General features: G+C 31.4%; 17 protein-coding genes and 1 other RNA gene. 2 read left to right on the plus strand and 16 right to left on the minus strand.

Features of this window, described 5'->3' with window-relative positions; translation table 11 throughout:
• Positions 1–343 precede the first annotated feature (343 nt).
• Positions 344–694: a transfer-messenger RNA gene (gene ssrA / locus BUA21_RS07090) on the minus strand.
• Between the two features lie 5 nt (positions 695–699).
• Positions 700–1,161: an SsrA-binding protein SmpB gene (gene smpB, locus BUA21_RS07095; protein WP_072744125.1), complete on the minus strand. Its 462-nt coding sequence runs from the start codon at positions 1,159–1,161 to the stop codon at positions 700–702.
• 187 nt (positions 1,162–1,348) lie between these two features.
• Between smpB and BUA21_RS07100 the strand changes: the two genes are divergently transcribed.
• Both BUA21_RS07100 and BUA21_RS14710 read left to right on the plus strand, forming a co-directional pair.
• Positions 1,349–2,671, plus strand: coding sequence for a hypothetical protein (locus BUA21_RS07100; protein ID WP_072744126.1), 1,323 nt, complete (start codon positions 1,349–1,351; stop codon positions 2,669–2,671).
• Positions 2,668–2,808, plus strand: coding sequence for a hypothetical protein (locus BUA21_RS14710; RefSeq protein ID WP_158281618.1), 141 nt, complete (start codon positions 2,668–2,670; stop codon positions 2,806–2,808). Before BUA21_RS07100 ends, BUA21_RS14710 begins: the two co-directional genes overlap by 4 nt.
• Before the next feature lie 75 nt (positions 2,809–2,883).
• Here the strand turns inward: BUA21_RS14710 and BUA21_RS07105 are convergent, their stop codons facing one another.
• From BUA21_RS07105 to BUA21_RS07165, 14 genes are all read right to left on the minus strand, one after another.
• Complete coding sequence (locus BUA21_RS07105; protein WP_072744127.1) at positions 2,884–4,584, minus strand: ABC transporter ATP-binding protein; 1,701 nt, start codon at positions 4,582–4,584, stop codon at positions 2,884–2,886.
• Between the two features lie 44 nt (positions 4,585–4,628).
• The gene (locus BUA21_RS07110; RefSeq protein ID WP_072744128.1) at positions 4,629–6,341 is read right to left on the minus strand and encodes an ABC transporter ATP-binding protein; all 1,713 of its coding nucleotides are present in this window, start codon (positions 6,339–6,341) and stop codon (positions 4,629–4,631) included.
• A 244-nt stretch (positions 6,342–6,585) separates the two neighbouring features.
• Positions 6,586–8,697: a ribonuclease R gene (gene rnr / locus BUA21_RS07115; RefSeq protein WP_072744129.1), complete on the minus strand. Its 2,112-nt coding sequence runs from the start codon at positions 8,695–8,697 to the stop codon at positions 6,586–6,588.
• A 107-nt stretch (positions 8,698–8,804) separates the two neighbouring features.
• Entirely contained in the window at positions 8,805–9,977 is a 1,173-nt protein-coding gene (locus BUA21_RS07120; protein WP_072744130.1) for a D-alanine--D-alanine ligase family protein, read from the minus strand.
• Between the two features lie 23 nt (positions 9,978–10,000).
• Entirely contained in the window at positions 10,001–11,638 is a 1,638-nt protein-coding gene (locus BUA21_RS07125) for a UDP-N-acetylmuramoyl-tripeptide--D-alanyl-D-alanine ligase (RefSeq protein ID WP_072744131.1), read from the minus strand.
• 1 nt (position 11,639) lies between these two features.
• On the minus strand, positions 11,640–12,407 hold the full coding sequence (locus BUA21_RS07130) for an alpha/beta fold hydrolase (RefSeq protein ID WP_072744132.1): 768 nt from the start codon (positions 12,405–12,407) through the stop codon (positions 11,640–11,642).
• 184 nt (positions 12,408–12,591) lie between these two features.
• The gene (locus BUA21_RS07135; RefSeq protein WP_072744133.1) at positions 12,592–14,571 is read right to left on the minus strand and encodes a sodium-translocating pyrophosphatase; all 1,980 of its coding nucleotides are present in this window, start codon (positions 14,569–14,571) and stop codon (positions 12,592–12,594) included.
• 20 nt (positions 14,572–14,591) lie between these two features.
• Positions 14,592–14,819, minus strand: coding sequence for a preprotein translocase subunit SecG (gene secG / locus BUA21_RS07140; RefSeq protein WP_143147147.1), 228 nt, complete (start codon positions 14,817–14,819; stop codon positions 14,592–14,594).
• Between the two features lie 157 nt (positions 14,820–14,976).
• Positions 14,977–16,269: a phosphopyruvate hydratase gene (gene eno / locus BUA21_RS07145; RefSeq protein WP_072744134.1), complete on the minus strand. Its 1,293-nt coding sequence runs from the start codon at positions 16,267–16,269 to the stop codon at positions 14,977–14,979.
• A gap of 3 nt (positions 16,270–16,272) precedes the next feature.
• On the minus strand, positions 16,273–17,811 hold the full coding sequence (gene gpmI / locus BUA21_RS07150; RefSeq protein WP_072744135.1) for a 2,3-bisphosphoglycerate-independent phosphoglycerate mutase: 1,539 nt from the start codon (positions 17,809–17,811) through the stop codon (positions 16,273–16,275).
• A gap of 13 nt (positions 17,812–17,824) precedes the next feature.
• Complete coding sequence (tpiA, locus tag BUA21_RS14920) at positions 17,825–18,571, minus strand: triose-phosphate isomerase (protein WP_200796533.1); 747 nt, start codon at positions 18,569–18,571, stop codon at positions 17,825–17,827.
• 12 nt (positions 18,572–18,583) lie between these two features.
• Positions 18,584–19,777, minus strand: coding sequence for a phosphoglycerate kinase (locus BUA21_RS14925; protein ID WP_200796534.1), 1,194 nt, complete (start codon positions 19,775–19,777; stop codon positions 18,584–18,586).
• A 65-nt stretch (positions 19,778–19,842) separates the two neighbouring features.
• Entirely contained in the window at positions 19,843–20,847 is a 1,005-nt protein-coding gene (gap, locus tag BUA21_RS07160) for a type I glyceraldehyde-3-phosphate dehydrogenase (protein ID WP_072744136.1), read from the minus strand.
• Between the two features lie 42 nt (positions 20,848–20,889).
• Positions 20,890–21,924, minus strand: a complete 1,035-nt coding sequence (locus tag BUA21_RS07165; protein WP_268801901.1) for a sugar-binding transcriptional regulator — start codon at positions 21,922–21,924, stop codon at positions 20,890–20,892.
• Between the last annotated feature and the right edge of the window lie 307 nt (positions 21,925–22,231).

Raw genomic sequence — 22,231 nt, forward strand, 5'->3', positions numbered from 1 at the left:
CTATATCCCCTCAATAATTAATTGTTTCTTATGATATACAAAAAAATTAATCAATACCCCATAATTAAATCCCTACTAGGTTTTATTTCTCTCCACCCCCTTTATGTAAAACTCACTCATATTTTATATTTTAACACAATTTTTTTAAAAAATAGAGAGCTTGTTTATTAAGAAAACCTTATCGCTAAAAAGTGCACACACCCAAAAAAACTGCACACCCGTGTGCATAATTTAGCATAAGGGTGTGCAAATATAGAAACTTCATATTAAATTTATCCCCAAAAACAACGAAAACCCCTTGAAATCAAGGAGTTTCTATTGTATCAATATTTAAGTTCTTTTATGGTGGAGGCGGTGGGTGTCGAACCCACGTCCGAAAACGCTTTATAAAGAGCTTCTCCGAGTGCAGTCAGTATTTTTTCATTCCCTCTACTTGACCCCTACTGACAGGGTTCAAGCTTCAGTAGCTTCATGATTTCCGTTCCCTACTCAAAGCTTTGTAGGGCTCGGGTCCCCACTAAATTGACGCCCTATCTCAAGTCGTGGGATTCTCAAGTAGGACGGCTACCTAACTAGGCAGCTAATGCGTAATTATCGTCTGCGTTTAATTTTAAGTTGCCACTTTTAACGTTGCTTGGCGACAACGACTCGCTGCTCTTTACTCCACATCCCCGTCGAAACCAAATTCGCCCCCATTAATTAATATTTTTCTTTTACTTGTCTTTGAATTTTTCTTTCAACTTCTTTTTTGGCAATATCTTCTCTCTTGTCATATAATTTCTTTCCCTTAGCAATAGATAGTTCAATTTTAACTAATCCATCTTTTATATAAACTGTCAACGGAATCAACGCATATCCTTTTTGTGAAATGAATCCTGCCAATTTCCCAATTTCCCTCTTATGAAGAAGAAGTTTTCTAGTTCTAAGGGGATCTTGATTGTATATATTCCCTTGTTCATAAGGACTTATATGCATATTGTAAATATAAGCTTCTCCATTTTCAATAAGAACATAGCTATCCTTGATATTGCATCTACCTTTTCTTATGGATTTAACCTCTGTTCCGGTGAGAACTATACCCACTTCTATAGTATCTTCCACAAAGTATTCATGCTTTGCTTTTCTATTGGTAGCCATTATTTTAGAATTTTCATTAACCATAACAATCACCACATTACTTTTTTGAGTCTAGTATTTAGTTTATCAAATTTTTTCCACTATGTCAATAACTCCTTGTTGTAATCCAAAATTTAACACATAATAGTAGATAATCTTGAACGTAAATTTATTTACAAGAAATATTCCTATGATATAATATATTTAAAATATAAAAACAGAGGATGGTATGATGGAAAACCAAGGTAAAATAACTATAGGACAAAATTTAAAAAAAATCAGAAAAGAATTGGGCTTAAAACAATATGAAATAACTGGTGGAGAAATCACGAGAAATTTAATCAGCATCATTGAAAATGACAAGACACCACTATATGAAACTAATGCTAGAATAATTTCAGAAAATATGAATTCAATCATGGAAGAAAGAGGACTAGACATTTATATTGAGCCTGAAGATATTCTGAATCCAGAAAGATATGAAGCTAAAAAAAAGGCTGACCTATATATTGAAAATTTTAAGACCAAATTAAATGAAAAAAATTTTGAAATTGAATCAAAAGAACTACAAGAAATAGAATTGTTCCTAAATCATTGGAATTTAAATGATAAAAAAGCTAAAATATATGAACTTCTAGGAGATATATACTACTATTCTCATGACTTTGACAAAGAATTTATCTATTTAACAAAAGCTTTAGAATGTGCTTTTATGCTTCCAAATAGAAAAAATAATTATAAAATATTATCAAAATTGATATCTAATTGTATCAATACAGAAAAATATAAAGAAGCTCTTCGATTGGGAAACTTTGGACTATCAAGTCAAAAAAACATGCCTGAAAAAGTCAAAGGCATATTTCACTACAACAATGCCCTTGCATATGAAAATTTAGAAAAATTTGATAGTAGTATAGAAGAGTTAAATATAGCTAAAAAACATATAGAAGATATAAACAGCAAATTGTTTATAAAAATGCTAGTACTTGAAGGAATTTGTTATTCAAATAAAAAAGAATATGATAAAGCTCTAAATACATATAATCAAGCTATTGATATATTTAATTTAGAAAAAAAACATGATGAAATTTATTTAGTATATGCTAATATTGTTGATTTGTTTGTAGAAAAAAAGGATGTTGATAAAGTAGCTGAATATTTAAATACCATCAGCAAACATATTTCCAATATAGATGAAAATTCACCTTATCTAGCAAGAGTATTTTTCTCAATTTCCGATGGATTTTTCTTTTTAAAAAATTATGCTTCCGCGGAAGAATGTTTAAAAAAATCACTCTATCTAGCAGAAAAAAATAATGAAAAAAATTTATATGAGCAATATCTATTGAAATTGTTCAATTTCTATGTTAAAGAAAATGAAAAAGAAAAAATATACAAACTAAAAGATAAACTCTCAGAAGAAATACTAAATATTTCTGTAGATGAAAAATTAAGCTTATTCTTGAATCTAATACTATATTATCTTGAACATAATGATATAGATTTAGCAAAACAATTAGTTCAAGAACTATTGAAAAAGGAGGTTCGAAAATGACAAAATATAAAAATTTATTCCTAACATTATTTTTATATTTTGCAGTTTTTCTAAATTTAAATATCATAAATCCATTATCAGAAGCAAAACCAGATCCTGAAAGAGTCGAAAATATCATATACTACAACCAACAATAATATACGCATAGATACAAAAAAGCAATTCATTATAGAAAATATTTTCTATAATGAATTGCTTTTTCTTCATATTATTTATATTGCTGAATTCAAAGTAAACAATTCAAAGAAATATTCCTTTTCATCTATAAGTTTGTCAAATTTTCCTTCTTCCATGATTTTCCCATCTCTAATAACCAATATTTTATCATATCCTTTCAACCTTTCTTCATTCAATCTATGTGTTACACTTATAACTGTTGTATCATCCATATTTAATACCATCTCTTCTATTTCATTAGCAGTTATATTATCTAATGCAGATGTAGCCTCATCTAATAATAATATAGGTGTATCTTTAAGCATAGCTCTAGCTATAGATATTCTTTGCCTTTCTCCACCTGAAAGCTTGTCTCCTGATTCTCCTATATATGTATCAAGACCATCTTCAAGAGATTCAATCAGCATTTTAAACTGTGTTTTTTCAATCACATCTTCTATTTCTTCTTCAGGATAATCTTTAAAAAGAGTTATATTATTTTTTATAGTAGTATCAAACAAAAATACATCTTGCTGTATGACCGATATAAGTTGACTTAAAGAATCTGCATCTAGATCATCTATATCAGTTCCATCAACAGTTAATCTTCCTTCATCACACCAGTAATCTCCCAATATAAGTTTCAAAATAGTACTCTTTCCACTGCCAGATTCCCCAACAATAGCATATTTTTTACCCTTTTCAAAGCATATATTTATCCCATCCAATACATTTCTTTTTCCATCGTAGCTAAATTTCACATCCCTAAAGCATATACTTTCCCTAAATTCATCTATTTGAATACTCCTTCCACTCTTCTCTGTTTCTACCTGATTTTCTCCTATGACATTATCAATTATTGGCTTTACAGTTTTTAATCTATTGAACCTTCCAGAAAATCCAGTCATAGGCTCACAGATATTGACCATCAACTGACCAACCGAACCTATCAAGCCTATAGTCAAATCATTTTTTATAATGAAATATACAACTATGCTTAAAACTAAATATTGTATAAGGAAAGAAAAGAACTCTAAAGCTGAATCTATTTTTGCATCCATAACCCCAATATTGTATTTTACATTTTCCACCTCATCATTATATACAGAAAATTGGGCATATGCCTCATCTTCAATATCATAAGTTCTTATAGTTTCAAACCCTTCTGAAATTTCCTTCACTTTAACTAAAAAGGTTTTCATTCCATCAGATAAATTTTTTTTCAATCTTGCCAATTCTTTTGAAAAAAATTTAGGTATTATACTAAGCAAAACACTAAATCCTATAGCCACTAAGGCTATTTTGACATCAAATTTAAATAACAAGATTATCGCAAAGCTTATGTCAAACATATATCCTACAATGCCAAATAAATTTAAAATATAATCCTTTTCTATCATCTTTATATCATTCAACATTATAGATACATAACTTTCCGTATTATTTTCTGAAAAACTTTTTAAATCATAGCTGTAAATATTTGAAAAAATATCTTCTTTCATTTCAGTAACTACACTCTTTGAGTATTTTGACAATGCATTTCTATATATATAAATTACAACACAATGAACAAGTGTATAAACTATGGAAATTAAGACTGTATCATAAAATTTATCCATACTCATATCTAAAGACACCAAGTCTAGTATGTTTTTAAAAATATATGCTTCTCCTGTATAAAATATAGATTCCAATATAGTAAATACCATAGCCAATATAAATAAAGCCTTTTTATGTTTAAATAAATATTTTTTCATAATTAAATTTTCCTCCTTGATTGTGGAAAACAAAATATATTATTTTATTCAATACTACTAGATTCACTGATTTGATTTATATTGTACATACTATAAAAATATTCACTTTTATTCATAAGTTCATCAAAATTGCCTTCTTCTATGACTTTCCCATCTTTAAGAACAAATATTTTATTATATCTCTTAAGCCTTTCCTCATTTAACACATGAGTCACACTTATGACTGTCACATCTTCCATAGTAAATACGGTTTCTTCTATCTCATTTGCCGTCAAATTGTCAAGAGATGATGTAGCTTCATCTAACAACAATATTGGCTTTTTCTTTAAAAATGCTCTTGCCATAGATATTCTCTGCCTTTCTCCACCTGAAAGCTTGTCTCCTGCTTCTCCTATATATGTATCAGGACCATCTTCAAGAGATTCAACCAGCATTTTTAACTGTGTTTTTTCAATCACATCTTCTATTTCTTCTTCAGGATAATCTTTGAAAAGAGTTATATTATTTTTTATAGTAGTATCAAATAAAAATACATTTTGCTGCATTATTGACAATATATTGCTCATATACTTTATATTTAATTTCCCTACATCCCTTTTGTCTATCATTATTTTTCCACCCATATTAGGAAAGTATCCCATTAAAACTTTCAGAAGAGTAGTTTTCCCACAACCCGATTCTCCAACAATAGCATACTTTTGTCCTTTTTCAAATCTCATATCTATTCCATCTAAAACATTTTTTTCTCCATCATAGCTAAAATTTACATCATTTAACTCTATAGAGTCATTAAATACTTCAAGCTTGTCCCCACAATTTTGACTTGTATTGTCTATATGTTTAATATCTGCGAACTTATCAACTACAAATTTTGTGGATTTTATCTGATTTATATTTGCTCCTACATTAGCTATCATTTTCAAATTATTTGTAAGTTGAGCAGCACCCATGACTGTTCCAAGAGTAGTTTTTCCCTTTATAGCAAGATACACTCCAATAACTAGCATAGCAATATACATTCCCACATTGCCAAAATATGAAATAGCAATAGTCATTGCTTGTACTTTTGAATATTTGTACTTGCTACTTTCAAGATAATCATTATATTCCTTGAACTCTTTTTTGATTTCTCCCAAAATATTAAAACTCTTTACAACTCTAAATCCTTGAAAATAGTCTTTAGTTTTCCTGCTAAACACTCCATAACTTTCAGAAACCTTTTTTTGACTTTCAATAGCCTTCTTCTCCGTCGTTTTAGGTAGGACTATAGAAATTATGCTTAATACCAGCCCTACTAATGCTAATGTCTTATCTAGTCTCATAAGCATTATAAAAGATGCCACAATCATTAACACAATGGTTACACTATTGTATATAGGAGCAAAATAATTTTCTTCTAAAATAGCTACATCATTATTTAAAATAGAAATAAAATCACTACCATAGTTTTTTTGAAATTCAACTATATCCATATTGATAACTTTTTCAAAAATATCCTGCCTTATAGACTTAATGACATTCTTATTTAGTTTTGAAACAAGAGCAGTACGCACTACATTGACTACAGCTATGGCAAGCAAAAGTCCAACTATAAATAACAATACTTTAAATATCATATTTAGACCATTTACTTCAAAAATAATATCTATTATAAATTTTTCTGCCAATGCAATAAATGTATTTAAAATTGAATATATACAAATAAAAGCCAATGCTGCAACACACAGCCCTTTAAATTTAAAAAGGTATTTATACACATGACAACATCCTTTCTATATTTGGATAGTATTTATAGAAAATTATACAATAGCATTGTAATTACAAGAAATATTTCCAGTAAATTATTTTACCTATTGATAGTATTATAGTACAAGCTTTTCAAAAAATAAATAGATTTACTCTATTTTTTTATAATATTTCCCTCTTATAAAATCAAGAAGGTAGACAATATAAAAAAGAGCCATTCAAAATAGAAATTCTATCTTGAATGGCTCTTTTATTTTAGACAAGCATGAAGTCGATAGTTCCCTTTAGCACATCTGCTCCTATTACTTTTATATTTACCATATCTCCAATTCTATATTGTTTTTTGCTCAATTCTCCAATGATATAGTATTTTTCTTCATCATAAAAATAATAGTCATCAATCATATTGCTGAAATGTACAAGACCCTCTATGGTATTGTCAAGCTGAACAAACATTCCAAAATGAGTCAATGAAGAAACCATACCTTCATACACATTTCCTACTCTTTCTTTCATGTATTCTGCTTTCTTCAAATCCTCTACTGCTCTTTCAGCTTCTTCTGCAATTCTCTCATTGGTTGATGATATATCTGCTACATAGGCAAGTCTATTTTCCAATACATCCATTTTGTCTGGAGCTAATTTTCCCTTTATGTAGCTCTTTATTATTCTGTGAATTTGAAGGTCTGGGTATCTTCTTATAGGCGATGTGAAATGACAATAGTACTTAGCTGCCAATCCAAAATGCCCAGCTACTTCACTGCTATATCTTGCTTTTTTAAGTGATCTCAACATGAGAGTATTTATGAGGCTTTCCTCTTTTTTGCCTTTCATTTTATCCATAAGAGATTGAAGTTCTTTTGGATGAACTTCTTGTGAGCCTTTTAGATTGTATCCAAAATTGTGAATAAATTTATTGAATTCATTTATTTTTTCCATATCAGGGTCTTCATGAATTCTATATATAAATGGAACTTGAGACCAATACATGTATTCTGCAACTGTCTCATTGCATACAAGCATGAACTCTTCAATCATTCTATTTGCAATTCGCCTTTCTTCTTCTCTTATCTCAACAGGAATGCCCTTGTCATCAAGTATTATTCTAGCTTCAGGAAAATCAAAATCTAAACTACCTCTTCTTTCCCTCTTTTCATTCAATATATGACATAGCTCTTCCATGAGTTTTAAATCATCATATATGTGAGAATACCTTTCTTTCAACTTTTCATCATCTTTTTCCAACAAATCCGATATGTCATCATATACAAGCCTTTCCTTACTTTCAATGACGCTCTCTACTATTTCATGATTAACTACTTTACCATTTCTATCAATTTCCATGAAAACAGATAATGTAAGTCTTGGCACATTGGGATTCAAACTACAAATTCCGTTGGAAAGCTTTTCAGGCAGCATCGGTATAACTCTATCTAACAAATAAACACTGGTACCTCTTTTTAATGCTTCCTTATCAATAATGGAATTTTCGTTTACGTAGTAGGATACATCTGCAATATGTACTCCTAATTTAAAATTCCCATTGCCTAATTTTTCTATGGAAACAGCATCGTCAAAATCCTTTGCATCTGCACCATCTATAGTAAAAATAGTCATATCCCTTAAATCTACTCTTTTTCCCATTTCCTCATTAGATACGCTGTCCTCTAGCCTATCTGCCTGATCTAATACCTTGTTTGGAAATTGTTCTGGCAATTTGAATTGTTTGATTACAGAAAGTATATCAGTTCCTTTTTCATCTATATATCCCAATACCTCAACAATTTTTCCTTCAGGATTTCTTCTTTTTTCAGGCCATCTAGTTATTTCTACTACTACCTTTTGATTGGTCTTAGCTCCATTCATATCTGCTTTAGATACAAATACATCCATGCTTATTTTGGAATCATCAGGAAGTACAAAACCAAAATTCTTGTTATGTTCAAATGTTCCCACAATAGTCTCATTGGCTCTTGAAAGTACCCTTAAGATTTCTCCTTCTTCTCTTTTCCCATTTTCTCCTTTTTTCAGTATTCTAGCTATAACTTTGTCTCCATGAAGGGCTCCATTCATATCTTCTGCAGATATATATATATCTGCCTTTTCTTTGTCATCTGGAATGACAAAGCCATATCCTCTCTCATTACCTTCTAATACTCCAACTACTAAATTCATCTTTTCAGGAAGTCCATATAATTCATTTCTAGTCTTAATTATGGCTCCTTCTTTTTCCATACTGTCTAGAATTTTAAAAAAATCTTTCATGTCTTTGTCATCTATTTCAAAAGATTTAGCCAATTCTTCTCTTGTCATAGGCTTATATAGTTTTTCTTCCATGAACAATACAATGTTTTCTCTAACGCTCATAAGTTTTCCTCCACCTTTTTTATTAGTAGATACATCTATTTATATTTTACCCTGAAGACATATTCTTAACCCTCATCGTGAAAAAAATGTAAGATATATAAAATATCTTACATTTTTCGAGCTTTTCCTCCAAATTGCACCTTATTGAAAAGATCTACATCATAGGAATACATGTTTTTATTTTTATCTTCATGCGCTTTAAGTCCAATATCAATCATCCTATTTACCAATTCTTTGAAAGATATGCCTTTCCCTTCCCACAGATAGTAAGCAATAGAACCTGGCATAGTATTTATTTCATTTATATAGACATTGTTTTCTTCATCTAGTAAAAAGTCTATTCTGGCATTTCCTCTTCCATCTATAGAGTGGAAAGCCTTCATTGCTATTTCTTCTATTTCTTTTGTTTTAGCTTCTCCTATATCAGCAGGAATTCTTCTTCTCTCTCCTTTTGCACCTTTCATATTGCTCTTTACATATTTATCTTCATATGAAAGAAGTTCATCAAATCCAAGAGGTTCTTCACATAGAGAAGCCATTAAGTTGTTGTCGTAACCTATAACTGCACAGTTTATTTCTCTTGGATTTTCTACAGCTTTTTCTATGATTATCTTTCTATCGTATCTAATAGCTATCTCAATTGCTCTATCCAAACTCTCATTGTCAACAGCTTTTGATATTCCAACACTGGAACCTAAATTTGCTGGTTTCACAAATAGAGGGTATTTTAGCTTATCTTCTATAATTTTCAATACTTCTTCTTTATGTTCTTCCCATTCTGATCTATAAAACCACATATAATCAACTACTGGAAGTTCATTTGCTTTAAATACATCTTTCATAAGTATTTTATCCATTCCAACACTAGAAGTAAGTACTCCTCCTCCTACATATGGAATATTCATGAGTTCAAACAAGCCTTGTATAGTCCCATCTTCCCCATTTGTTCCATGAAGAGCTGGAAAAATCACATCTATATTTTCTACAATTTTTTTATTGCTAAAAAGTCCCCCCTTTTCATTTGGATGAGAATAGAAATTGTGATCATCATGAAATGGAGTAAAAACTATTTCTTTTAAATCTTTCAAATTGTTTTCTTTGAAATTTTCAAACTTAAATAGACTATCTCCAGTAAGCCATCTTCCTTCCTTATTTATATATATAGGTACTATATCATATTTTTCTTTATCTATATTTTCCATTATTTGAATGCCTGTAATGACAGATACTTCGTGTTCAACGCTTCTTCCACCAAATATTACACCAACTCTTTTTTTCATTTCATTCCCTCCTCAAGAGAAAATTATTCATCATAATTGTCAGGTAAATCATTTTCAAATAATACTACATCTTTAGGCTTAACAATTTTTTGTAACTCTACAGTTGCTTCGTCTAAATTGTCTACAACAAATACATTCTCCTCACTATAACCAACTTCCATCAATCCTTCATAAATTGGCTTAGTTCGTTTCCCTCCTACCAATATAGCATAGTCACAAACCTTTCCTATATTAGTTCCTAATTCTCTATTGGCATCTTCTTCCCTTTCCCCCAATTCAACCATTCCAGGAGTTATAATTATTTTTTTACCTTCTTTAAATTGACTCAAAACCTCTAACGCAGCCCTTGCTCCTATTGGATTTGAATTGAAGGCATCATCTATAATTATAATTCCAGTACCTGGGTCTATAATATTTAATCTATGAGGTATAGGTTCAACTTTTTCAATGCCTCTTTTTATTTCTTCAAAAGAAAGTCCCAAGGCCTTTCCAACGCTAGCTCCAGCTAGCAAATTGTAAATATTGTGCTTACCCAATAATCTTGTTGTACATTTTATCTCATTTCCTTCCTTGTCTTTTAGAGTAAATGTTGAACCAAGTTTGGAAACTTCAATATCTGCAGCATAAATATCTAATTCATCTATATTTTCTAATCCATAAAGTATCTTTTCTTTAAAAGTCTTATCTGCTAATTTTTTTATATGTTCATTGTCATAATTAAAAATAGCTACTCCATCAGCAGGCAATTCTTCTATAAGTTCATATTTAGTCTTCATTATATTTTCTATATTCTTGAAAGTTTCTAAATGAGCTGGACCTATAGATGTTAAAACACCAATACTAGGATTTGTAAGTTTCGCTAATTCCTTTATATCCCCAATATTTCTTGCTCCCATTTCAGCAACAAATACTTCTACATCGTCATTTAAGTCACTATTTATGACTTTGCTTATTCCCATAGGAGTATTGAAACTTTCAGGAGTTTTTAAAACATTATATTTTTCATCTAGTATTGTAGCTGTAACAAATTTTGTACTAGTCTTTCCAAAGCTTCCTGTTATACCTACAACCTTTAATTTTTCCATGGATTTTACCTTTTCTTGAGCTTTTTCATAATAGTACATATTTATCTTTTTCTCAATTGGAGCAACTGATATATTTGCCAATATCATTATTTTAGGTTGAAAATAATCTAAAATAAAAAACATATAAAGTACAATAGGCAAATAAAACTGTTTATCACTGACTACTCCTTTGTATATCAAAGATACAATCAGTAGTACAAGAAATATTATAATGAAATTTGAAACATAAAGTCTTTTAGCTCGTGGAGTAAAAACTAATTCTTTTTTTGCTTCTTCCTTTTTAAAATCAGTTGTATACAAGATTGCCACAATAAATATTCCTAAATATCCATAAAATAAAAATATACTCTTGTTAAATCCAGCAATTATAATATATGCCACTGTCAAAACAGTTAAAAATATCAAACTGTTCTTCAATTTTTTTGTATATACTTTTGAAGAACTATTCATCCATTTTTTATATTGTTCATTTTTATATCCCTCAAGTTGCATCATATGTAGGAAAAATTTTGACCTGAAAACAACTGCAACAATACACAGGGCAATGGAAACAGAAAATAAAATATTTATTTCCACCTTATTCACCTCCCAATAAAAAGGTTTCTAATATGATAGAAAATCTGCCAAATGAGTCCAAATACGAATAATGTCCCGCACCTTCGAGGACAACTAATCCGCTGTCTCTTATTTCATTTTCCATGATCTTTCCCATATACAATGGTGTTGCCGTATCTTTATCTCCCCATATGAGAAGAGTTGAAGCTTCTATTTCCTTCAAAAGTGGCTTTAAATCTTCATTAACTACTTTCACAAGTACTTTTCTCATTATTCCAGAAGAATTTTGATAATCGGTGGAGCCAAATTTTTTGTAGAATTTCTCCATTCTTTCTTTTTTGTCTATCCAAAAAAACAATATATTGTATACAGCTCTTAAAATCTTAAAACTATAAACTTTTATGTAATATTTGGCTCCTCTTTTTGGAATAAGACCGGCACTGTCTATTAAGATCATTTTCTTTACAATATTTTTATACTGACTAGATAGTACTATGGATACTCTTCCACCAAAAGAATGACCTATCAAGATGACTTCATCCATATTAAAATTATCTATAAACTTTTTAGCTACCCTTGCATAGTCATATACCCCAAATACCTCACTAGGTTCTTCACTTTGTCCAAAACCTGGAAAATCTATGGCATATACTCTAAAATTCTTCACAAGTAAATTAAATATAGGCATCATTGTATCAATATTTGCTCCCCAACCATGAAGAAGCAAAACATTTGGCCCATTGCCTTCAACAATATAATTTATGTCTATACCTTCTATATTAACTTTCATACATTACCTTCCTCACTAATTTTAACTTAATCTATATTATTAACTTACTATTTATGATTATAACAAATATTTGTTTTTTATTACATAAGAAAGATATTAACTATAAGATTATATCACATATATGCCTTTTTTTATAGTATGTATTGAAAAATCCCTCTCAAATTCGAGAGGGATTTTTTATTCATTATATAAACAATTGAGCAAATACCAATGATACAATTGTCATAAGCTTAATCAATATGTTTATTGATGGACCTGATGTATCTTTAAATGGATCTCCTACTGTATCTCCAACTACAGCTGCTTTATGAGCTGGGCTTCCTTTCCCACCATGGTTTCCTTCTTCTATATATTTCTTAGCATTGTCCCAAGCACCACCTGCATTGGCCATAAATATTGCCATAAGAACACCTGTAACTAATGCTCCAGCAAGCAATCCTCCAAGAGCTTCTGGTCCTAGTATAACACCTACCAATATAGGCACTACAACAGCCAACAATCCTGGTACAATCATTTCTTTTAGTGCAGCTTTTGTACTAATGTCAACACATGTACCATATTCTGGAGTAGCTTTACCTTCCATGATTCCTGGAATTGTCTTAAATTGTCTTCTTACTTCTTCAATCATACTAAAAGCAGCTTTTCCTACTGCTTCCATTGTTATTGCTGAGAAAATAAATGGCAACATTCCACCTATAAACAACCCAGCTATAACTTTTGGACTAGTCAAATCTATTCCTGACAATCCAACTGCTTGTGTATAAGAAGCAAATAGTGCAAGAGCCGTTAGAGCAGCTGAACCTATTGCAAATCCCTTACCTACAGCAGCAGTAGTGTTTCCTACTGAATCAAGTTTGTCTGTAATTTTACGTACATCTTCTGGCAAATCACACATTTCAGCAATTCCACCAGCATTGTCAGCGATAGGACCATAAGCATCTACTGCTATTGTCATTCCTGCAGTTGAAAGCATCCCTACAGCTGCTAATGCTATCCCATATAATCCTTCTGCTGCATTTGTTGCTCCATTTGAAGCATAAAATGCAACTAATATTCCAATTGCTATAACAATGATTGGTCCTCCTGTAGACATCATACCTACAGAAAGTCCACCTATGATATTTGTTGATGCTCCAGTTTCTGATTCATCTGCTATTCTCTTTACAGGTTTATAATCAGCAGATGTATAATATTCTGTTATCTTTGCTATTATAATTCCTACTGCAAGACCAGATAGTATTGATACAAATGGTCTATAAGATCCTAACATTGAATTACTCAATATAAATGCAAATATGATAGTAATGATTGAACTTACAGCTGTACCTGTATTTAAAGATTTTTGTGGATCTTTATTTCCTCTTACAAAGAAAACACCAATGATTGAAGCAACAATACCTACAGATGCAAGTGCTAATGCATAATTAACACCACTATCTCCATAAGCAGCTATTCCAAGAGTGATTGCTGAAATAATTGCACCAACATAGGATTCAAATAAATCAGCACCCATTCCAGCTACGTCCCCTACATTGTCTCCAACATTATCTGCGATAACAGCAGGATTTCTTGGGTCATCCTCTGGAATTCCAGCTTCAACTTTCCCAACTAGGTCAGCTCCAACGTCAGCAGCTTTTGTATAAATTCCACCACCAACACGAGCAAAAAGTGCTATTGATGAAGCGCCAAGTCCAAATCCAGTTATGATTTCTGGATCCTCAAATATTATGTATAATAAACCTACTCCTAATACTCCAAGGCCTACTACACACATTCCCATAACTGCTCCACCTGAAAAAGCAACATTTAGAGCTTTGTTCATACCTTCTTCTTTTGCAGCATTGGCAGTTCTTACATTGGCTTTTGTGGCAACTCTCATTCCAAAATAGCCTGCCAATATAGAAAATATTGCTCCTAATAAGAAACATAATGCCGTTTTTGGACTAATACCAATAGCTAATACTATAAATAGTACAACAATAAAAATTGCTAGAGATCTGTACTCTCTCTTTAAAAATGCCATAGCACCTTCTTGTATATAAGATGAAATTTCCTTCATCCTATCTGTGCCAGGCGCTACTTTATTGATTGAATTTGCCTTATAAAGAGCAAAAAATAGCGCTAGTACGCCAACAATAGGTGCTATTATAATAGCATTGTCCATTTTATAATACCTCCTTTGTTTTATTGTATTGCAGCTAATACTATTGCAGAAACCATAAATACAATGGCTGCTATAGTTGTTGCTTTAGCTAGTTTATCTTCATAATTTTTGCTTTTGCTTTTTCCCCAAATACTTTCACCTGCACCACCAATAGTTCCAAGTCCTTCTGATTTACTTGGTTGTAGCATGACAGTAAATATCAACACCACACTTGCAAGTAAAACAATTATTGAAAATAATGTTTGCACTTTTCCACCTCCTGTTCTATATGTAAAAAATATACCTTTCCTATTCATAAACAACAATATTTTAACACAGAGACTATATAAAATCAATAGAAAATGGTAAAAGGTCTAGAACATAAATAAATAGTAAGGATACCCTTACTATTTATTTATTCCCATTTTACTTTTTTAAATTATAAAAAGCATCCATTCCTCTATACTCTGCAGTATCTCCTAGAAAATCTTCAAGTCTTAAAAGTTGATTATATTTTGCAACTCTATCTGTTCTAGATGGTGCACCAGTTTTTATTTGTCCTGCATTTACACCAACTACTAAATCTGCAATAGTTGTATCTTCTGTCTCACCTGATCTATGAGATACAACTGCAGTATATCCATGAACTTTAGCCATTTCTATAGTATTTAATGTTTCTGTAAGTGTACCTATTTGATTTAATTTTATAAGCACTGAATTTGCAACTTGTAATTGGATACCCTTTTCTACTCTTTCAGTATTTGTAACAAACAAATCGTCTCCAACTATTTGTACCTTGTCTCCTAATCTGTCAGTCAATAGCTTCCATCCATCCCAATCTTCCTCAGCTAGACCATCTTCAATAGATATTATTGGATATTTGTTTACTAATTCTTCATAAAAATCAACCATTTCTTCTACAGTTAATTCTTTTCCTTCTCCAGCTAATTTATAGATTTTTCTTTCTTCATCATATATTTCTGTAGCAGCTACGTCTACTCCTAAACAAACATCTTTTCCTGGTTTATATCCAGCCTTTTCTATAGCTTCTACTATAGTAGCAAGAGCTTCTTCATTGCTTGTCAAGTTTGGAGCAAATCCACCTTCATCACCAACCGCAGTATTTAAACCCTTCCCTTTTAATACTGCTTTCAAATTATGGAATACTTCCGCACCCATTCTTAGAGCTTCCCTAAAGTTTACTGCTCCAACTGGCAATATCATAAATTCTTGGATATCTACATTGTTGTCAGCATGTTTCCCACCATTCAATATATTCATCATTGGAACTGGAAGTACTTTCCCGTTCACTCCTCCAATATATTGATAAAGTGGAAGTCCAAGTTCATTAGCTGCAGCTTTAGCTACTGCCAAAGAAACTCCTAGTATTGCATTTGCTCCAAGTTTCCCCTTGTTATGTGTTCCATCAAGTTCAATCATTTTCATGTCTATTCCAACTTGATCAAATACATCCATTCCTATAATTTCTGGAGCAATAATATTATTTACATTATCTACTGCATTCATAACACCTTTTCCCAAATATCTAGCTTTGTCCCCATCTCTAAGCTCAACAGCTTCAAAAGCTCCTGTTGAAGCTCCTGATGGAACTTGTGCTCTACCAAAAGCATCATTTTCTGTCCAAACTTCTACTTCTACAGTAGGGTTTGCTCTTGAATCTAGTACCTCTCTTGCATAAATATCAGTTATCATTGTCATTTTTTATTCCTCCTTCAAAATTAGTGATTGACCTGTCATCTCACTTGGAATTTCAATATTCATCATACGAAGTAATGTTGGAGAAATATCTGCAAGTTTTCCCTCTCTCAAATGAACTTTTCCTTCTCCTATAATGATACAAGGAACTTTATTTGTTGTATGAGATGTAACAGGATGACCTTCTTCATCAATCATTTTTTCTGCATTTCCATGATCTGCAGTAATCATAAGTTTTCCATTTCTATTTAAAATTTCTTCTACTATTTCTCCTATGCAAGTATCTATAGTCTCTACAGCTTTTATGGTAGCTTCTAAATCACCTGTATGCCCTACCATATCAGGATTTGCAAAATTTAAAATGATAAGATCATATTCATCCATTTTAATTCTATTTATAACTTCATTTTTTACTTCAATAGCACTCATCTCTGGCTGCATGTCATAAGTAGCTACTTTAGGAGACGGAATGAGAACTCTATCTTCATTTGCATTTGGCTCTTCTACTCCTCCATTAAAGAAGAAAGTCACATGAGCATATTTTTCAGTCTCTGCAATTCTTAGCTGTTTCATTCCAAGTTTGCTTACATATTCACCTAATGTATTTTTATATTTTTCTGGTTTATATGCTATGTGGACATTTTCAATAGTCTTATCATATTGAGTCATTGTAACATAAAAAGTTTCAACTTTCTTTTGTCTTTCAAATCCTTCAAATTTTTCATCAACTATAGCTCTAGTTATTTCTCTGGCTCTATCAGGTCTAAAATTGAAAAATATAATAGAATCTCCATCTTCAATAGTTGCTACAGGCTTTTCATCTTTATAAATAACTGTTGGCACTACGAACTCATCTGTAACATCTTCTGCATAGGATTTTTCAATGGCTTCTACAGCACCTACTTCTTTTTTACCGTTCCCTAACACCATAGCATCATAGGCAAGTTTCACTCTTTCCCATCTCTTGTCCCTATCCATAGCATAGTATCTACCTGATACTGTAGCAATTTTCCCTACGCCTATTTCATTTATCTTTTTCTCTAGTTCTTCAATATAGTTTTTGCCACTTGTCGGAGATACATCTCTTCCATCTAGAAAAGCATGAATACACACATTTTCAATGCCTTCCTTTTTGAATAACTCTAATAGTGCATAAAGATGGGTATTGTGGCTATGTACACCACCGTCAGATACCAAACCCATTACATGAATCTTGCTATTATTTGCTTTTGCGCTTTCTATAGCTTGTAAGAATTCTTCTTTATGAAAAAAATCTCCATCTTCAATAGATTTAGTTATCCTGGTTAATTCTTGGTATACAATTCTTCCTGCTCCAATATTTAAATGGCCTACTTCTGAATTTCCCATTTGCCCATCTGGCAATCCTACAGAAAGTCCACTGGGACTTAATTTTGTATTGGGATATTCTTTTAAAAGTCTATCATAATTAGGTGTTTTTGCAAGTTTAATTGCATTTCCTTCTTTTTTCTCTTCCAATCCCCAGCCATCTAATATCATGAGCATTACTGGTTTTTTATTGTGCATAATAAAGCCTCCATTAGAAATTTATAAGTTTCAAAAAATCATCTGCTTTCAAGCTAGCTCCACCTACTAGTGCTCCATCTATATCACTTTCAGCCATAAGTTCCTTTATATTGTTTGGTTTAACACTTCCACCATATTGGATTCTCATCTTTTGAGAAATCTCTTCACCATACTTATCAGAAACTGTCTGTCTAATAAAACTTATCATATCATTGGCATCTTTGTTTGAAGCAGTTTTCCCAGTTCCTATAGCCCAAATGGGCTCATAAGCTATGACTATATCCTTTATATATTTTCCTTCTATATCTTCCAATGCAGCTTTTACTTGTCTTTTAACTACATCTTTTTCAGTACCTTTTTCTCTTTCTTCTAAAGTCTCTCCAACACATATTATAGGCCTTATATCATATTTCAATGCAGATTTCACTTTTTTATTTACAGTTTCATCTGTTTCATTAAAATACTGTCTTCTTTCTGAATGACCTATAATCACATAATCTATCCCTATTTCTTTAAGCATAAGTGGAGAAATTTCTCCTGTAAAAGCTCCACTGTCTTCCCAATGCATATTTTGTGCACCAAGTTTTATATTTGTTCCCTCTATTTCTTTTTTTACTTGCCATAAATCAGTAAAAGGAACACATACAACTACTTCCACATCAGCATTTCTTTCTCCATTTTTTATACCTTTAATCAAATTCACCGCTTCATCTACTGTATTATTCATCTTCCAATTTCCTGCAATTATTGGAGTACGCATAACTTCTCCCCCTTATTTTTCGCTAATAGCTGCAATACCTGGCAATACTTTTCCTTCCAAAAATTCTAATGAAGCACCACCGCCTGTTGAAATATGAGTCATTTTGTCCTCAAATCCAGCCTTTTCAATAGCTGAAGCACTGTCTCCACCTCCAACTATTGTCACAGCAGAAGTTTCTGCCATAGCTCTAGCTATTTCATCAGTTCCAACTTTGAAGTTCTCCATTTCAAATACTCCCATAGGTCCATTCCATACAACAGTTTTAGCATTCTCAATTTCCTCACTAAATAGCTTAACTGTTTTTTCTCCTATGTCCAATCCCATCATATCTTCTGGAATACTATCTACATTAACTGTTTTATACTCTGTATCATTTTTAAATTCTTTAGCTACTACTGTATCTACTGGCAACAGCAATTTTACATTCTTTGCATTGGCTTTTTCCATTAAACTTTTAGCTAAATCTATTTTATCTTCTTCAAGAAGAGATTTACCTATATTGTAGCCTTTAGCTTTCAAGAAAGTATAAGCCATTCCTCCACCAATAAGTATGGTATCAACTTTCTCAATTAAATTCTCTATAACACCAATTTTATCTGATACCTTTGCACCACCCAATATAGCTACAAAAGGTCTTTCAGGATTTTCTAGAGCCTTTCCCATAACTTCAATTTCCTTTTTAACTAAAAAACCAACACTTGATGGCAAGAAGTTGGATACTCCTACATTTGAGGCATGAGCTCTATGAGAAGTTCCAAAAGCATCATTTACATATAGATCTCCAAGAGAAGCTAGTTCTTTTGCAAATTCTTCACCATTCTTTTCTTCTTCACTTCTATATCTAGTATTTTGTAATAGAACTACATCTCCTGATTTCATATTAGCTACTATATTTTTTACATTTTCACTAACTACTTTTTCATCATCTGCAAATATTACTTCCTTTTTTAATAGTTCAGACAATCTCTTTGCCACTGGTTCTAAACTATATTTAGGATTTGGTTGTCCCTTTGGTCTTCCTAAATGAGACATAAGTATTACTTTTGCACCATGGTCTAGTAAATAATTTATAGTTGGAAGAGCAGAAGTTATTCTTCTATCATCAGTAATGTTTTTATTTTCATCCATAGGAACATTGAAATCACATCTAACTAATACTTTTTTTCCTTCAAGCTGTAAATCTTCAACGGTTCTTTTATTTAGCATATTATCACCCCTAATTTTAGTAATTGGTAAAAGCCGGTCTTGAAATCAAGACCGGTTTAATATACTTATTTGTTTGCAATATAGCCTGCTAGATCAACAACTCTGCGAGAATATCCCCATTCATTGTCATACCAAGAAACAACTTTCACCATATTGTCTATAGCCATTGTAGAAAGTCCATCTACTATTGATGAACGTGGATCTCCCTTATAGTCTACTGATACTAGTGGTTCATCTGAAAATCCTAGTATTCCCTTCATTGAGCCTTCACTAGCTTCCTTTAGTGCTTGATTTACTTCTTCTGCTGTTGTTGCCTTTTCAACTTCAAATACAACATCTACTACAGATACTGTTGGAGTAGGTACTCTCATTGCAAATCCATTTAATTTTCCCTTAAGTTCTGGAATTACAAGTGCAACAGCTTTTGCTGCTCCAGTTGTTGTTGGGATAATTGATTCTGCAGCTGCTCTAGCTCTTCTCAAATCTTTGTGTCTCTTATCTAGAATTTGTTGATCATTTGTATAAGAGTGAACTGTAGTCATAAGACCTTTCTTTACTCCAAATTTATCAACTATTACTTTTGCTACTGGTGCTAAACAGTTAGTTGTACAAGAAGCATTTGATATTATATTGTGCTTTGCTGGATCATATTTGTCTTCATTTACTCCCATAACTATAGTTATATCTTCATTTTTAGCTGGCGCAGTAATAAGTACTTTTTTGGCTCCTGCATTTATATGTTTCATAACGCCTTCTCTGTCTCTAAATGCACCTGTTGATTCAATAACTAAATCTACTCCAAGTTCTTTCCAAGGAATTTCTTCTGGATTTCTATGAGCTACTACTTTAATTTTCTTTCCATTGATAATAAATCCATCTTCTACTACTTCCATAGTTCCATTGAATTTTCCATAAAGTGAATCGTATTTAAACAAATGTGCTAATGTGTTTAAATCTCCAGAAGCATTTAATGCTACTATTTCAAAATCATCAATTCCCTCTTCCATATAAATTCTCAAAACGTCTCTTCCTATTCTACCAAATCCACTTATACCTACTTTTAAAGCCATAATATATTCCTCCTTAATATATATTTTAGCTACATATGTAGCTTAATTAACAATGTCTAATATTTTCTTTGCAGCACCTTCATCAGTTACTAATATCATATCTTCTCTGATAGAACAAATTGAAATAATAGCTTCAGCTTTTCTTTCTCCTCCTGCTACACCAATTACATTACCTACTTTTTTAAAATCTATAAGTGATAGTCCCACAGTCATGGACTCCCAAACAGTATCGCCATTTCTATCAAAATAATGTCCAAAAGCTTCTGCTACTGCTCCTTTTTCTATCAATTTTTCTATTTTTTCTTCTGATGATTTTCTCTTTTTAGCCATCTCATCTGCTCTACCCATACCAAATACCAATACATCAATATTCTTCATTGTATTTACAAATTCATTTACTTCTGGCACCTTTAAAAGGGCTGCTATAGTTTCTTCTTCAATATTGTCTGGTACATGTAGAAGTCTATAATTTCCTCCCAATTTTTGAGCTAATTTTGCAGCTATACTATTAGCCTGAATTTCAACATTTTTCCCAAGCCCTCCTCTTGCAGGAAGAACTAGTACATCACTATATTTCTTTTCTTGACACATTTCTTCTGCAACCTGTGCCATAGTAGTTCCACCAGTAATTCCAATGACAGAATTATATGAAATAACACTTCTTAAATATTTGGCTGAAGCCCTTCCCATATCTTTTAAAACTAACTCATCTTCATCTGAATTTCCTTGGACAATTATTACTTTTTTAACTCCTAGTACTTTTTCCAATGACATCTCCAAATCGCTTAAACCCTTTAAACTGTGAATAACATCTTTTAAATCATCTAATACATTTTTCCCATCTTCTGTTACATACATACCCATAGATTCAATATTTAATAGTCCTTGGTCTTTTAAAACAGCAACTTCAGTTCTGATTGTCCTTTCGCCTATATTTAGTTGAGTAGCTAATGCCCTTCTCCCAATAGGTTGACATAAATATACGCTTCTTAAAATATCATATCTTTTTTCAAGAATATCAACTATTTCAGGAACTATCTTTTTTTCTAATTCTATCAAATCATTCAATGAAAACACCTCTTAAATCTATCATAACCAAAATATCAGCTATTAAATATATAAATAACATTTCAATTATGTGGTCATTATTTGTCCCTATGTGAATTATTTGTCCCACTATCCATAAAAAAATATAGTCTCACTTCTCACTATCATTATAAGATAAAAATTTTTATTTTTCAAGTCATAAAAATAAAAGCTACTATTCTTTTTTTAGATTATCCATTGTTATGCGTTATAATATAAGTGGTAATGATGTGAAAATAGGAAGTTACCTGCTGTTGTAATTAAAAAAAGCAATCATTAGCTTAATATGATTGCTTTT

The organism is Sporanaerobacter acetigenes DSM 13106 (assembly GCF_900130025.1).
Taxonomy (GTDB): Bacteria; Bacillota; Clostridia; order Tissierellales; family Sporanaerobacteraceae; genus Sporanaerobacter; species Sporanaerobacter acetigenes.